We start from the raw sequence: 12917 nt of genomic DNA, 5'->3' as shown, positions 1-12917 counted from the left end.
CTTTTTGAAAAGGAATGAGAACATGACAGAAGAACAGTTTTACGAAGCTCTGCAAGAGAAAGGTTTTGAGTTGTCCGATGCACAGAAGCAACAATTCAAACGCTATTTTGAAGTGCTCGTCGAATGGAATGAAAAGATGAACTTGACGGCAATTACGGATGCACCTTCCGTATATCTAAAGCATTTCTATGATTCCATAACAAGTGCATTTTACGTGGACTTCACAAAATATGAGTCTGTTTGCGACGTAGGTGCTGGCGCGGGTTTTCCGAGTATCCCGTTGAAGATTATCTACCCGCACCTACACGTGACGATTGTAGATTCATTGAATAAACGTATTACATTTTTAAATCATTTGGCTGGTGAATTACAGCTTGAAAATGTAGCATTTGTCCATGCAAGGGCAGAAGAGTTTGGTCGTAACCCGAAGTACCGTGAACAGTTTGATGTAGTGACTGCACGCGCGGTAGCACGGTTATCGGTATTATCGGAACTTTGCATTCCGCTTGCCAAACAAGGGGGACTGTTTGTTTCTATGAAAGGTGCAGCTGCATCGGAAGAAATGAAAGATGCTACTCGAGCAGTAAAACTACTTGGAGCAGTTTTACAGAATGAACATGAATTCTTATTACCGGAAGAAGATAGTGAACGTCATATTTTTGTATTTGAAAAGAAAAAGCAGACACCTAAGAAATATCCTAGAAAACCAGGAGTACCTAATAAAACACCGATTACAGCAAACTAATTGTGGGAAATGTTTCACGTGAAACAATTATATAGAAGAGTAAAAAAGGGAATAGTTTCGAAAAGGTGGTGCAGAGGTTGAAAAGTACTTTTTCGCGTTTTTTTGGTGGGGGAGAAAAGATGACTACAATAGAAGAAGTAAAAGTTCATCATCTGGAGAAGGTAGCACAAATTGCAATTGATTCAATTACACCGAATCAATACCAGCCACGGGCAATTTTCAATGAAGAAAAAATTGAAGAACTTGCTAGAACAATCCATACACATGGCGTTATTCAACCCATTGTTATTCGAACAAAAGAAGACGGATCATACGAAATCATCGCTGGGGAACGAAGATTTCGGGCAATGCGTAAGCTTGGTTGGACAGAAGTACCAGCAATTGTGCGTGACTTAGATGATAAAGAGACAGCCTCAATTGCTTTAATTGAGAACTTGCAGCGTGAAGAATTAACGGCAATTGAAGAAGCACATGCTTATGAACGTTTACTAGAGCTACATGAATTAACACAGGAAGCATTGGCGCAACGGCTCGGTAAAGGGCAGTCTACAATTGCAAATAAGATGCGCTTGTTGAAATTACCTGAACCGGTTCAAACAGCAATTTTACAGAAAAAGATATCTGAACGTCATGCACGTGCTTTATTACCGTTAAAAGAACCGACACTTCAAATGGAAGTGCTGGAAGAAATCAAAATAAATCAATATAACGTCAAGGATTTAGAAGCTAGGATTAAAGAAATATTGTATCCAGCAGAATCAGTTGAGAAAGTACAACCCGCAAGAAGACGCGGACCTCGACAAAAAGCTGTGAGTAAGGATGTTCGTATTGCAGTGAATACCTTGCGCGAATCTCTTGCGCTGATATCTAAGAGTGGAATTGAAGTAGTCTCTGAGGAAGTGGATTCTGAAGAATACTACACGATTACGGTGAAAATATGTAAAAAGTGACGAATGGAAACTCTTGCTGATTTACTAGCAAGGGTTTTCTTATATATCAATAGAGTTCATACAGTGAAGATGATAAACTGAAATAGACCACATAGAACATATTCTTTGTCAGGAACTTCAAACATAGGAAGCCACGAGTAAAACTTTGGTATACTAGTAAGACAAATGAAATAGGAAAGAAAGCAGGTGCAAGAGTGGGTAAGATTATTGCTATAGCAAATCAAAAAGGCGGAGTCGGAAAAACGACGACTTCTGTAAACTTAAGTGCATGCCTTGCCCATTTAGGCAAAAAAGTGCTCTTAATTGATTCCGATCCACAAGGAAATGCGACGAGCGGAGTCGGTGTTAACAAAGGTGATGTACAAGACTGTATTTATAATATGTTAATTGATGATGTGCCAGTACGTGACGTTATTCTGCCAACAGATATTGAAAATCTTGAAATTGTTCCTGCTACCATTTCGCTTGCGGGTGCTGAAATAGAGCTAGTTTCTACGATATCCCGTGAGGTTCGTATGAAACACGCAATTCAAGACATTAAAGATGACTATGATTATGTCATTATCGACTGTCCTCCATCTCTTGGTCTTTTAACGTTGAACGCATTAACGGCTTCGGATTCAATTATAATTCCTGTACAGTGTGAATACTATGCGCTCGAAGGACTTAGCCAATTGCTAAGTACGATCCGCTTGGTTCAAAAACATTTAAATGAGGCACTTTATATTGACGGGGTATTATTGACAATGTTTGACGCTCGGACCAATTTAGGCATTCAAGTTATTGAAGAAGTAAAGAAATACTTCCAAGATAAAGTGTATACAACAATCATTCCGCGTAACGTTCGTTTAAGTGAAGCACCGAGTCATGGTAAGCCGATTATATTATATGATCCACGATCCAAAGGTGCGGAAGTGTATTCAGAGTTGGCAAAGGAAGTGGTGGAGAATGAGTAAAGGTCTAGGTAAGGGTCTTAATGCATTATTTCCTCGTGAAACATTAGAAAAGGTAGAGCTTTTACGTCTAAAAAGTATTAAAGTCAATCCATATCAGCCGCGCAAAGAATTCAATGATGTGTCTTTGAATGAATTGAGCGAATCAATTAAGGAACATGGCGTTCTGCAACCAATCATCGTACGAAGTGTAGGTACGCAGTATGAAATCGTTGTAGGGGAAAGAAGATTCCGCGCTTCTGAATTAGCAGGCAAAAAAGAAATTCCAGCAGTTGTACGTGATTTAACAGATGAACAATCCATGGAAATGGCTATTCTCGAAAACTTGCAGCGTGAGGACTTATCCCCAATTGAAGTAGCAGAGGCATATCAAAACCTAATGGAAAGTCTAAAGCTCACACAAGAGCAACTTGCCTTTAGGTTAGGCAAGAGTAGACCACATATTGCCAACCATATTCGTTTACTCGCGTTACCGGAGAAAGTTTTGAAAGACATTTCCCACGGAATACTTTCAATGGGACATGGCCGAACACTTCTCGGTTTGCGTAAAAAAGAACAAATCTTAGCTATTGCGGAAAAGACCAAGACGGAAGGATTAAATGTCCGTCAATTGGAGAAATTAGTTCAACATTTAAATGAAGATGTTCCACGTGAAACAAAGAAGGAAAAGAAAAAAGATATATTTATTGAAGCACAGGAAAACACACTGCGTGAACAATTCGGTACAAATGTAACCATTAAGAAAACGAAGAAAAAAGGTAAAATCGAAATCGAGTTTCATTCGGATGAGGATTTTGAACGTATTCTTGAATTATTGAACGCTGAGTGATGATACACAAACCTATTTTGCTTTCATTGCAAAATAGGTTTTATTCTTGAAAAGAACTTGGACGTGACTACATGATATTGTTTGGTTCACTGTTTAATGTATTTACGATTATCATCGGTACATTAATTGGAAGGTTTTTATATGGAATACCCGAACGCATGAAAGAAACCATCATGTACGGAATAGGAATGGCCGTAGTAGCAATTGGTTTACAAATGACATTCGAAACGACACAAATAGTCATTGTCATTCTTAGTATTGTGATAGGCGCAATCATCGGCGAATGGATTGACCTTGATCAAAAGGTTAACCAATTGGGGCGATGGATTGAAAAGAAGTTACCCGCTAAAAAAGAAGGACAAGGAATCGCACAAGGATTCGTTACGGCTACGCTGTTTTTTTGCGTAGGTTCTATGGCAATTATCGGGGCGATTGATAGTGGTCTCCGTAATGACCACAACGTTTTAATAATGAAAGGAATATTAGATGGATTCACTTCCATCATCTTTAGTTCTACATTAGGCATTGGTGTGGCATTTGCGGCCATTCCTCTATTGATTTATCAAGGAAGTATAACCTTTCTTGCTACCGTCCTCAGTCGGTTTGTCCCAGATGAGTTAATGCAGTTTTTCATTTCTGAAATGACAGCTACAGGTGGTTTGATGATTGCGGCAATCGGATTAAATCTAATCGGCTTGACGAAAATCCGAGTAGCCAATTTTATCCCAGGTATTGGGGTAGTTGCGATCATCGTAACGATTGTATATGCTTTTTGATGGCTGACGATGATGTGCCAATTGTAAAGCACGGCCAATCATACGACTCATTTCAAACGGCAGATGAAGACGAGTGCTTTGTAAAACAGCCTGCTCCATGAAACCTCCGACATTGACGATTCCTTTGACTGATACATCTCCAACTAAGGGAAGTTCTTTACCTACAGCTTTCCCTGGTGCAATTGGACCGCTATGAAACAATAAATCACCAACTGCGTCCTTTTTACTTAGGCAGGCATCAATTGCCACTACAAAAGCATCGGGATATAATGATTTCGTGAGCTCAATGCGTTGTTGTAGATTAAGTGCGTGCAAAGGGTCTTGTAATGTACCAACTACTGTGTAAGGGAATAGACTTAGCTCTGACAAATAGGAGCCTGTCAACGGACCGAGAGAGTCACCAGTAGAACGATCGGTTCCAATACAATAAAAAATGATTGGTTGTTGTTTAAAAGGGATATGTTGCATGAAATAAGAACTTAATTTCCACACGACACCGGTTTCTTTACTAGAAATACGGTAATGATAAGAAGAGGGTTCAGCTGTATGCATAGGGAGACACCAATCCTTTATGATGTATTTACGCTGAAATGTATTCTGCGCAGGTATTGCTGTGCAGTATATCCTCAGAGGTAAAGGTTTATACGAAAGGAGGATTTCTTTCAATGACTGCAACTTCTACTACAAAAGAAGAAGTGAAAGAAAACCTAGAAGGTCTAGAAAAAGCAATTCAACAAGTAAAAGATACCCTATTTGATACGGATTTTTGGCTTGGCACTGGATATTTTGCTATTCGCATCATGTTAATTATTGTTGTAGCGGGAATCATCGTGAAAGTTGGTCAAGTGTTGATTCGCCGGTTTTTCGCTATTAAGCTAAAAAGTCCAATGCGTAAAACAGAACGACGTGAAAATACCATAGTCAAACTTTTGGAAAATGCATTGAAATACATCGTGTATTTTTCTGCTATTCTAGCGATTTTGACAGAGTTCAGAATAGACGTAAAAGGTCTTCTAGCAGGTGCAGGTGTGCTTGGTTTGGCCGTCGGTTTTGGTGCCCAAAGCTTGGTAAAGGACGTCATTTCCGGATTTTTCATCATTTTCGAAGATCAATTTGGGGTCGGGGATTATGTACGCATTAATTCAGGTGAAGGAACCGTCATGGAAATAGGGCTTCGCACAACGAAAATTGCGTTGTATGGTGGCGAGTTATATACGATACCTAACGGACAAATAGGTGAAGTTGTCAATTACTCCGTCACAAATTCCATGGTCTTACTTGATCTGGCATTATCCTATGAGACGGATATTGACCATGCGGAAGAATTAATCAAAGAATTCCTTAAAAAGTTACCAAGAGAACGTTATTCGGAAGTTATCGGTGTACCAGAGGTATTGGGCGTACAAAGTATGGAACCGTCAAGAATCTTACTACGTATTGCCGCAGAAACAGAACCGGTTGCTAATTTTGGCGTAGGTCGTAAACTTCGACAGGACTTAAAGAAATTCATGGATTTGAATGGAATTGAAATGCCTTATCCAAGAATGGTGATACGCGAAGAACAGAGGGAAGGAGATTCACACAATGGCGGACAAAGTGTTTAACATGCATGATGTGGTAGAGATGAAAAAACAACATCCTTGTGGAACAAATGCTTGGAAAATCATCCGAATGGGCGCGGATATTCGAATTAAATGCGAAGGCTGTGGGCACAGTGTTATGATTCCGCGTAATGAGTTTGCTAAAAAGATGAAAAAGGTTCTGCTGAAGAACGAGTCTTGAGAACACGTGGACAATCTAGCGTATTGTCCTTATAATGAAGTGGTTGACTAACGAATAATGTAAGCTTTGGATAGATAAGAAAGGTGTGGGAATAATGGCGTTAACAGCTGGGATTGTAGGTCTTCCGAACGTGGGAAAATCAACTTTATTTAATGCAATAACAAAAGCAGGAGCAGAGGCGGCGAACTATCCGTTCTGTACGATTGACCCAAACGTAGGAATAGTTGAGGTGCCAGATGAACGTTTGGACAAGTTGACTGAGCTCGTCACACCGAAAAAAACAGTTCCGACTGCATTCGAATTTACTGATATTGCAGGGATTGTAGAAGGTGCAAGTAAAGGCGAAGGTCTTGGCAACAAGTTCCTTTCACATATTCGAGAAGTAGATGCAATTTGTCAGGTCGTGCGTTGTTTCGTGGATGAAAACATTACACACGTATCAGGGAAAGTAAATCCAATCGATGACATCGAAGTTATTAACTTGGAATTGATCTTAGCAGATATGGAAAGCGTAGATAAGCGCTTGGCGCGTGTTTCCAAAATGGCGAAGCAAAAAGATAAAGAGGCAATGGTAGAAGAGCCAATTCTACTAAAATTACGTAATGCATTTGAAAATGCAATGGCAGCTCGTTCCGTTGAATTAACGGATGATGAGTTACAAGTCGTAAAAGGCATGCACTTATTAACGATCAAACCTATGTTATATGTAGCGAACGTTTCAGAGGATGAAATTGCAGATGCAGACAATAATCCCTACGTACAACAGGTTCGAGACTTTGCAGAGAAGGACAATGCAGAAGTAATCGTAGTTTGTGCGAAGATTGAGGAAGAGATGGCCGAACTTGAGGACGACGAGAAGGAAATGTTCCTTGAAGAGCTAGGCATCAAAGAATCCGGTCTTGATCAATTGATTAAAGCAACGTACAACTTACTTGGATTTGCTACGTACTTCACGGCGGGCGTACAAGAAGTTCGTGCGTGGACGTTCCGCAAGGGCATGAAAGCACCACAGTGTGCTGGAGTAATTCATACAGACTTTGAACGCGGATTCATCCGTGCAGAGACCGTAGCATACGACGACTTGGTCGAACACGGTTCCATGGCAGCAGCGAAAGAAGCTGGCAAGGTTCGTTTGGAAGGTAAAGAATACGTCGTTAAAGACGGCGACGTAATGCTGTTCCGTTTCAACGTATAATACAAAAAGCTGATTCTCCATGTGAGAATCAGCTTTTTTGGTTTGAAGTTGGTTAAATTCAAGAACTACTGAGATACGGGGTAGACCGCTTACTATCATGACGTGTGAATAATGGTTGTCTTTGAACACATTTGAGTTCAAGTTCAAATACCGAGCAGAATACAAGCCTAAATTCAAAGCGTAACAGTAAGGATCCCGACCCCTATCCGACTGTTGGCCTGTCTATTTCATTTAACGGGATATACATACAACTTCGGTAACTCCGGATCATCCTTCACCATTGCATCATCCGGAAACTTCTTTAATTCCTTGTACATCGCAAAATCTCCAGCTGCTCCGCCAATCAGCATCGCACTTAACAGCAACAGGACGCCATCATTGAAATACAATGCCATAATGGCAGGTAACACACCCGTCATCCAAAAGGGCAGTAACAGCGCTTTGCGAATGCCTTTGTTGTCCATCAACTGATCTGCGGTAGCATACGCAATTCCCATCTTCAAATTGACGCCATACGCCATGTTCTTCCACGGTACATTACAAAAAATACAGAAACCGAGCAAATGGAAAAACTCGTGTATAACAATCAATAAAATATACCCGACCAAAGCATAGACAAAATACCACACCGAAAATGACAGAGATAGTTCACCTTGTAACAGACCACGAATTATTAAAAGTGCTATGAGCGGTAGGAAAGTGAGCCAAAGACTTTGCTTCGCTATTTTCTGTAAATTAAGCTCGATAATCACAGGCCGTTGTTCTTCCATGCGAGATCACTCCTTAATTCATTTAGTATAGTATATTGAAGGTTGATATTCCAATTGTGATGTGATAGTATGTACTGATGTGAGTAATATTAAATTTACTTACTCCTTGCCCACTTGCAAAAGTAGGGCCCAAGTCCATAAGGAGGTGACTATTGATGAGAAAGTACGAAATTATGTACATTATGCGCCCAACTCTTGAAGAGGACGCGAAAAAAGCGTTGATTGAACGCTTTGATACTGTCCTAACTTCAAACGGAGCGGAAATCATCGAGTCGAAAGAGTGGGGCAAGCGTCGTCTTGCTTACGAAATCGACGACTTACGTGAAGGTTACTACCAATTAGTAACTGCTAACGCTGGTGCTGAAGCAATCGATGAATTTACACGTCTAGCGAACATCAACGAAGGTATCATTCGTCATATGACAATTCGTGTAGATGCGTAATCTGATATAAAATTTAAAAATTTATGATGAGGGAGGTTTGATTCTGAATGATAAACCGTGTCGTTTTAGTTGGCCGATTAACAAAAGATCCTGAGCTGAAGTATACACAAACTGGAATTGCTGTAACACGTTTTACACTGGCAGTGAACCGCGCGTTCGCTAATGCCCAAGGAGAACGGGAAGCGGATTTCATCACATGTGTAGCTTGGCGTAAACAGGCTGAGAATATCGCGAATTACTTACGAAAAGGAAGTCTTGCCGGAGTGGATGGTCGTATACAGACGGGCAGCTTTGAAGGTCAAGACGGTAAGCGTGTTTACACGACAGAAGTTGTTGCGGATAGTACCCAATTCCTGGAGCCGAAAGGTGGCAATACAGAACGTCAGCAAACACCATCTTATGGTGGAGCGCCTTCTTATAACGCACCTTCCCAAGATCAAGGATACAATAACCAGCAATCCTACCAACCGAATCAGCAAAATATGACACGTGTCGATAATGATCCATTCCAGCCAGGCGGCGGTCCGATTGAAGTAACAGATGACGACTTGCCATTCTGATAGAACGGTTCACTTGATACGTAAATAGGAAGGAGGACAACAATTATGGCACCACGTCGTGGAGGTCGCAAACGCCGTAAGGTTTGCTATTTTACTTCTAACCACATTACTCACATCGACTATAAAGATGTAGATTTGTTGAAGAAGTTTATCTCTGAGCGCGGAAAGATGTTGCCTCGTCGAGTTACTGGTACAAGCGCTAAATACCAACGTAAATTGACGGTTGCAATCAAACGTGCACGCATCATGGCACTACTTCCGTTCGTATCTGAAGAGCGGTAATATATAAACCGCCACTGACTGAATTATTCAGTCAGTGGCGGTTTTTTTGTTTTGAAAATTTTATACCCAAAAATTTCATTGCGCATCCATTTTAGTGGAAACTGCGACTGCCTGTATTTTTGATTTCACGTCGAATCGTGATACAATTAGAAGGATGATTGTAGCTTTATATGAATTAAGGGATGCAACACCTTGTCCTTTAATTATTGATAGGTGGTAAAAGAAGTAGTGAATGAATTGGGGCGTAGATATGCAAGATCAAGCAAGTAGAATTACGTACGGTGCGATGATGGTAGCACTTTTCGCCATATTACTGGCAATGACTTTATACGTACCATTACTCGGCTTATTGACAATATTGCTCGTTCCATTGCCCATTACGATTTATCGTTTGCGCTATGGCCGGACCTCAACACTAATGGTGGCGATGTGTACATGGCTTATTACATTATTGATTGGCGGTTTGCTTTCCATTCCAGCAGCGATTGTATTGAGTGCAGTTGGATTCGTTATCGGAGACACCGTGCGAACGGGCAAGACGAAACTTTATGTATATATGGCAACAGGAATCACATTGCTCATTTCATTGAGTTTATTGTATCTTGGTACTGTGTGGTTCATGAAAATCAATCCGATTGAACAGTTGATGCAACAATTTTCAGCTATTCAGCAAGAAGCGCTTGTGATTATGTCGGGAATGGGAAATTCAACAAGAGATATAGAACGAATCGTGGCTGAGGCATTTACATATTACCAAACTATTGTGCCTTCATTGTTCATCTTGTCTGTTTTTGTAATAGCCTATCTGTTTGTCATGCCAATTTTAGCGGTTGCAACACGTTTGCGTTTTGAAGTACCTAAATTTGCTTCTTTCCTTAGTATGCGTCTTCCATTTGCAACGGTATTAGTTTATCTAGTATTGCTGTTGATTTCTATTTTGTCACAGCCTGAACAAGGAACGACGTTTTATCTACTGGAGGCAAATGCCATTCTCATCTTTAGATTCTTATTCTTCTTACAAGGTTTGGCGTTGATTTACTATGCGTTGCGCAAGATGAAGCTTCCAATGATCGTCAACGTGCTGGCTACATTATTCGCCATGTTCCTCAGTCCCTTCACTGTAATGTTGGGTGTTTTGGATATCGCCATTAACATTCGTACATGGATAGATAAAGATAAGAGAGCGTAGGAGATGAGATAGTGAATTTATTTTATAAAAAACGTGGGATACGAATTCCGTTAGCATTCTTGTCTTTACTTGGAGCGGTAGGTTCCGTCCTACTAATGCTATTGAACTTTTGGGTTGGACTGTTTTTCGCTATCGCTTATGCGCTTGCACTGGGTATTGCTTGGAAAGTAGAGAATGATAACTACCTGGAGACAGAGAAATATATTGAAACGTTATCCTATCGCATGAAAAGGGTAGGAGAAGAAGCATTGTTGGAGTTGCCAATTGGGATTATCTTGCTAAATGATAAGCAATTAATCGAATGGGTCAATCCATTTATAACCTCCATTTATCCTGATAAGACTTGGATTGGATCGCAACTTTACGATATGAATGAAGCGTTCCGGCAAGTGATCAGAGAAGACAGTGATCAGGATGTTATCGTATTGAATGATCGCTCGTACCGTGTGTATTACAAACCGGAAGAGAAACTGATCTATCTATTTGACGTAACAGAACGTATGAAGATGCAATCTCTTTACTATTCCGACCGAACAGCGATTGGGATTTTGTTAGTTGATAACTATGATGAACTGTCACAGACAATGGACGACCAGACGCGAAGCCAGATGAACTCCCTTATTACCTCATTGGTCAATCAATGGGCAGATGAATACGGGATCTTCGTAAAACGAATTTCTTCTGAGCGCTTCCTGGCTGTTTTCAATGAAGGTACATTAGAATTGTTGGAGAAGACTAAGTTTGCATTGCTCGATACAATTCGTGAGAACACGTCTAAACACAGCGTATCACTTACATTGAGTATTGGGGTAGGGACGGGTACTACGTCGCTTACAGAGCTTGGTGAGCTAGCACAGTCGAGTTTGGATTTAGTTCTCGGGCGTGGTGGTGACCAAGTAGCGATCAAACATCATGATGGGAAGCTGAAATTCTATGGCGGTAAGACAAATCCTGTTGAAAAGCGTACACGCGTGCGTGCAAGAGTGATTTCACATGCACTACGTGATTTAATCCAAGACAGTGACCGCGTGTTCGTCATGGGCCACAAAATGCCTGACATGGATGCGATTGGAGCATCGATTGGTGTACGTAAGATGGCAAAAATGAATGGTGTCGAAGGTTATGTCATCGTTAATTTCGATCAGCTTGATACTAGTGTCGGCCGTTTAATGGATGAAGTGCAGCAAGATGAAGAATTACATGATCACATGTTGATGCCTGAAGAGGCATTGGAATTGATGACAGAGCGTTCATTGGTCGTTATTGTCGATACGCATAAGCCCAGTATGGTTATTGATGAACGCGTGCTGGACAAGGCACAGAAGGTTGTATTAATTGACCATCATCGACGTGGAGAAGAGTTTATTAATAACACTGTGCTCGTTTATATGGAGCCTTATGCATCTTCGACGGCGGAACTTGTAACGGAATTGCTGGAGTATCAGCCGAAGAACGAAAAGTTGACGATGCTGGAATCGACAGTGATGTTAGCAGGTATTGTAGTCGATACAAAAAGCTTTACACTTAGGACAGGTTCTCGAACATTTGAAGCCGCCTCCTACTTGCGGACGAATGGTGCCGATACCGTGCTAGTACAGCGTTTATTGAAAGAAGATATTGAGACATATATCGAACGATCAAAACTAATTGAGACTGTAGAATTTGTAGGCAATGGAGAAATTGCTATTGCAAAAGGGCAGGATGAAGTCGTGCACAGCTCCGTGCTGATCGCGCAGACAGCTGATATCCTACTGACGATGCAAGGTATTTCCGCTTCATTCGTTGTCGCAAAGCGTGATGATGGAAGAATTGGTATTAGCGCGCGTTCATTGGGTGAATTAAATGTTCAAGTCGTCATGGAAGAGTTGGGTGGCGGTGGTCATTTAACAAATTCTGCTTGCCAGTTAAGTGTAGACACGATGGATGAAGCAATAACTATGTTAAAAGATGTACTAGATCAATATGGAGAAAGGGGAAATGAATGATGAAAGTTATTTTTTTAAAGGACGTTAAAGGAAAAGGTAAAAAAGGTGAAGTGAAAGAGGTTTCAACAGGATATGCACAAAACTTTTTATTGAAAAATAATGTAGCAGTTGAAGCGACTCCAGGTAATTTAAGTAAGTTGCAAGGACAGAAGGAACGCCAGAAGAAAGATGCGGCTGCAGAATTGGCAGAAGCTAAAGAATTAAAAGAGCAAGTCGAAAAATTGACTGTAGAGCTACAGGCGAAAACTGGCGAAGACGGTCGTCTATTTGGTTCTATTACGTCCAAGCAAATCGGACAAGCGTTGGAAAAGCAAAATAAAATTAAAGTAGACCGCCGCAAGATGGAATTACCTGAGCCAATTCGTGCACTTGGTTTTACAAATGTTCCGATCAAATTACACCCTGATGTAACAGCTACACTTAAAGTGCATGTTACAGAAGAATGATAAGGAGATAAT

16 protein-coding genes are annotated in these 12917 nt (G+C 40.7%); 14 read left to right on the top strand and 2 right to left on the bottom strand.

Translation table 11 applies throughout. From position 1 onward, the window contains the following. Positions 1 to 22: 22 nt before the first annotated feature. The 5 genes from rsmG (at position 23) to SporoP8_RS09340 (ending at position 4253) form a co-directional block, all read left to right on the top strand. A complete protein-coding gene (rsmG, locus tag SporoP8_RS09360; protein WP_085132260.1) occupies positions 23 to 745 on the top strand; it encodes a 16S rRNA (guanine(527)-N(7))-methyltransferase RsmG in 723 nt (240 codons plus the stop codon). Between the two features lie 77 nt (positions 746 to 822). Then, positions 823 to 1695: a nucleoid occlusion protein gene (gene noc / locus SporoP8_RS09355; RefSeq protein WP_085132259.1), complete on the top strand. Its 873-nt coding sequence runs from the start codon at positions 823 to 825 to the stop codon at positions 1693 to 1695. Positions 1696 to 1889: 194 nt separating this feature from the next. Continuing rightward, positions 1890 to 2651 (top strand): ParA family protein, encoded by a 762-nt coding sequence (locus SporoP8_RS09350; protein ID WP_085132258.1) that lies wholly within the window; start codon positions 1890 to 1892, stop codon positions 2649 to 2651. After that, positions 2644 to 3477 carry a ParB/RepB/Spo0J family partition protein gene (locus tag SporoP8_RS09345; RefSeq protein WP_085132257.1) on the top strand — a complete coding sequence of 278 codons (834 nt, stop codon included), beginning with the start codon at positions 2644 to 2646 and terminating at the stop codon, positions 3475 to 3477. Before SporoP8_RS09350 ends, SporoP8_RS09345 begins: the two co-directional genes overlap by 8 nt. Positions 3478 to 3548: 71 nt before the next feature. Next, a complete protein-coding gene (locus SporoP8_RS09340; RefSeq protein ID WP_085132256.1) occupies positions 3549 to 4253 on the top strand; it encodes a DUF554 domain-containing protein in 705 nt (234 codons plus the stop codon). Here the strand turns inward: SporoP8_RS09340 and yyaC are convergent. Continuing rightward, the gene (gene yyaC, locus SporoP8_RS09335) at positions 4164 to 4805 is read right to left on the bottom strand and encodes a spore protease YyaC (protein ID WP_085132255.1); all 642 of its coding nucleotides are present in this window, start codon (positions 4803 to 4805) and stop codon (positions 4164 to 4166) included. The two genes, SporoP8_RS09340 and yyaC, sit on opposite strands and share 90 nt — an antisense overlap. A gap of 113 nt (positions 4806 to 4918) precedes the next feature. Here yyaC and SporoP8_RS09330 point away from each other — a divergent pair, with 113 nt between their 5' ends. The 3 genes from SporoP8_RS09330 to ychF all read left to right on the top strand — a co-directional run bounded on the left by SporoP8_RS09330 (position 4919) and on the right by ychF (position 7230). Beyond that, positions 4919 to 5857 carry a mechanosensitive ion channel family protein gene (locus SporoP8_RS09330; RefSeq protein ID WP_232319131.1) on the top strand — a complete coding sequence of 313 codons (939 nt, stop codon included), beginning with the start codon at positions 4919 to 4921 and terminating at the stop codon, positions 5855 to 5857. Beyond that, positions 5838 to 6035, top strand: a complete 198-nt coding sequence (locus SporoP8_RS09325; protein ID WP_085132253.1) for a DUF951 domain-containing protein — start codon at positions 5838 to 5840, stop codon at positions 6033 to 6035. The genes SporoP8_RS09330 and SporoP8_RS09325 overlap by 20 nt, the downstream gene beginning before the upstream one ends. 94 nt (positions 6036 to 6129) lie before the next feature. Then, the gene (gene ychF, locus SporoP8_RS09320) at positions 6130 to 7230 is read left to right on the top strand and encodes a redox-regulated ATPase YchF (protein WP_085132252.1); all 1101 of its coding nucleotides are present in this window, start codon (positions 6130 to 6132) and stop codon (positions 7228 to 7230) included. Positions 7231 to 7457: 227 nt separating this feature from the next. Here ychF and SporoP8_RS09315 read toward each other — a convergent pair whose 3' ends face one another. Then, the gene (locus tag SporoP8_RS09315; RefSeq protein WP_085132251.1) at positions 7458 to 8000 is read right to left on the bottom strand and encodes a DUF3267 domain-containing protein; all 543 of its coding nucleotides are present in this window, start codon (positions 7998 to 8000) and stop codon (positions 7458 to 7460) included. A 155-nt stretch (positions 8001 to 8155) separates the two neighbouring features. Between SporoP8_RS09315 and rpsF the strand changes: the two genes are divergently transcribed. From rpsF to rplI, 6 genes are all read left to right on the top strand, one after another. Beyond that, the gene (gene rpsF, locus SporoP8_RS09310) at positions 8156 to 8443 is read left to right on the top strand and encodes a 30S ribosomal protein S6 (protein ID WP_085132250.1); all 288 of its coding nucleotides are present in this window, start codon (positions 8156 to 8158) and stop codon (positions 8441 to 8443) included. Positions 8444 to 8490: 47 nt separating this feature from the next. Further along, positions 8491 to 9003 carry a single-stranded DNA-binding protein gene (ssb, locus tag SporoP8_RS09305; protein ID WP_085132249.1) on the top strand — a complete coding sequence of 171 codons (513 nt, stop codon included), beginning with the start codon at positions 8491 to 8493 and terminating at the stop codon, positions 9001 to 9003. A 45-nt stretch (positions 9004 to 9048) separates the two neighbouring features. Further along, positions 9049 to 9285 (top strand): 30S ribosomal protein S18, encoded by a 237-nt coding sequence (gene rpsR / locus SporoP8_RS09300; RefSeq protein ID WP_029054370.1) that lies wholly within the window; start codon positions 9049 to 9051, stop codon positions 9283 to 9285. Between the two features lie 232 nt (positions 9286 to 9517). Next, positions 9518 to 10474, top strand: a complete 957-nt coding sequence (locus SporoP8_RS09295; RefSeq protein ID WP_085132248.1) for a DUF2232 domain-containing protein — start codon at positions 9518 to 9520, stop codon at positions 10472 to 10474. 11 nt (positions 10475 to 10485) lie between these two features. Next, positions 10486 to 12459 (top strand): DHH family phosphoesterase, encoded by a 1974-nt coding sequence (locus tag SporoP8_RS09290; RefSeq protein WP_085132247.1) that lies wholly within the window; start codon positions 10486 to 10488, stop codon positions 12457 to 12459. Then, positions 12459 to 12905 carry a 50S ribosomal protein L9 gene (rplI, locus tag SporoP8_RS09285; RefSeq protein ID WP_085132246.1) on the top strand — a complete coding sequence of 149 codons (447 nt, stop codon included), beginning with the start codon at positions 12459 to 12461 and terminating at the stop codon, positions 12903 to 12905. The genes SporoP8_RS09290 and rplI overlap by 1 nt, the downstream gene beginning before the upstream one ends. Positions 12906 to 12917: the final 12 nt, after the last annotated feature.

Origin of the sequence: Sporosarcina ureae (assembly GCF_002101375.1) — a bacterium.
GTDB classification, from domain to species: domain Bacteria; phylum Bacillota; class Bacilli; order Bacillales_A; family Planococcaceae; genus Sporosarcina; species Sporosarcina ureae_B.
Note: the sequence above shows the minus strand (reverse complement) of the source record. Positions and strands in the feature narration are given on the sequence as shown.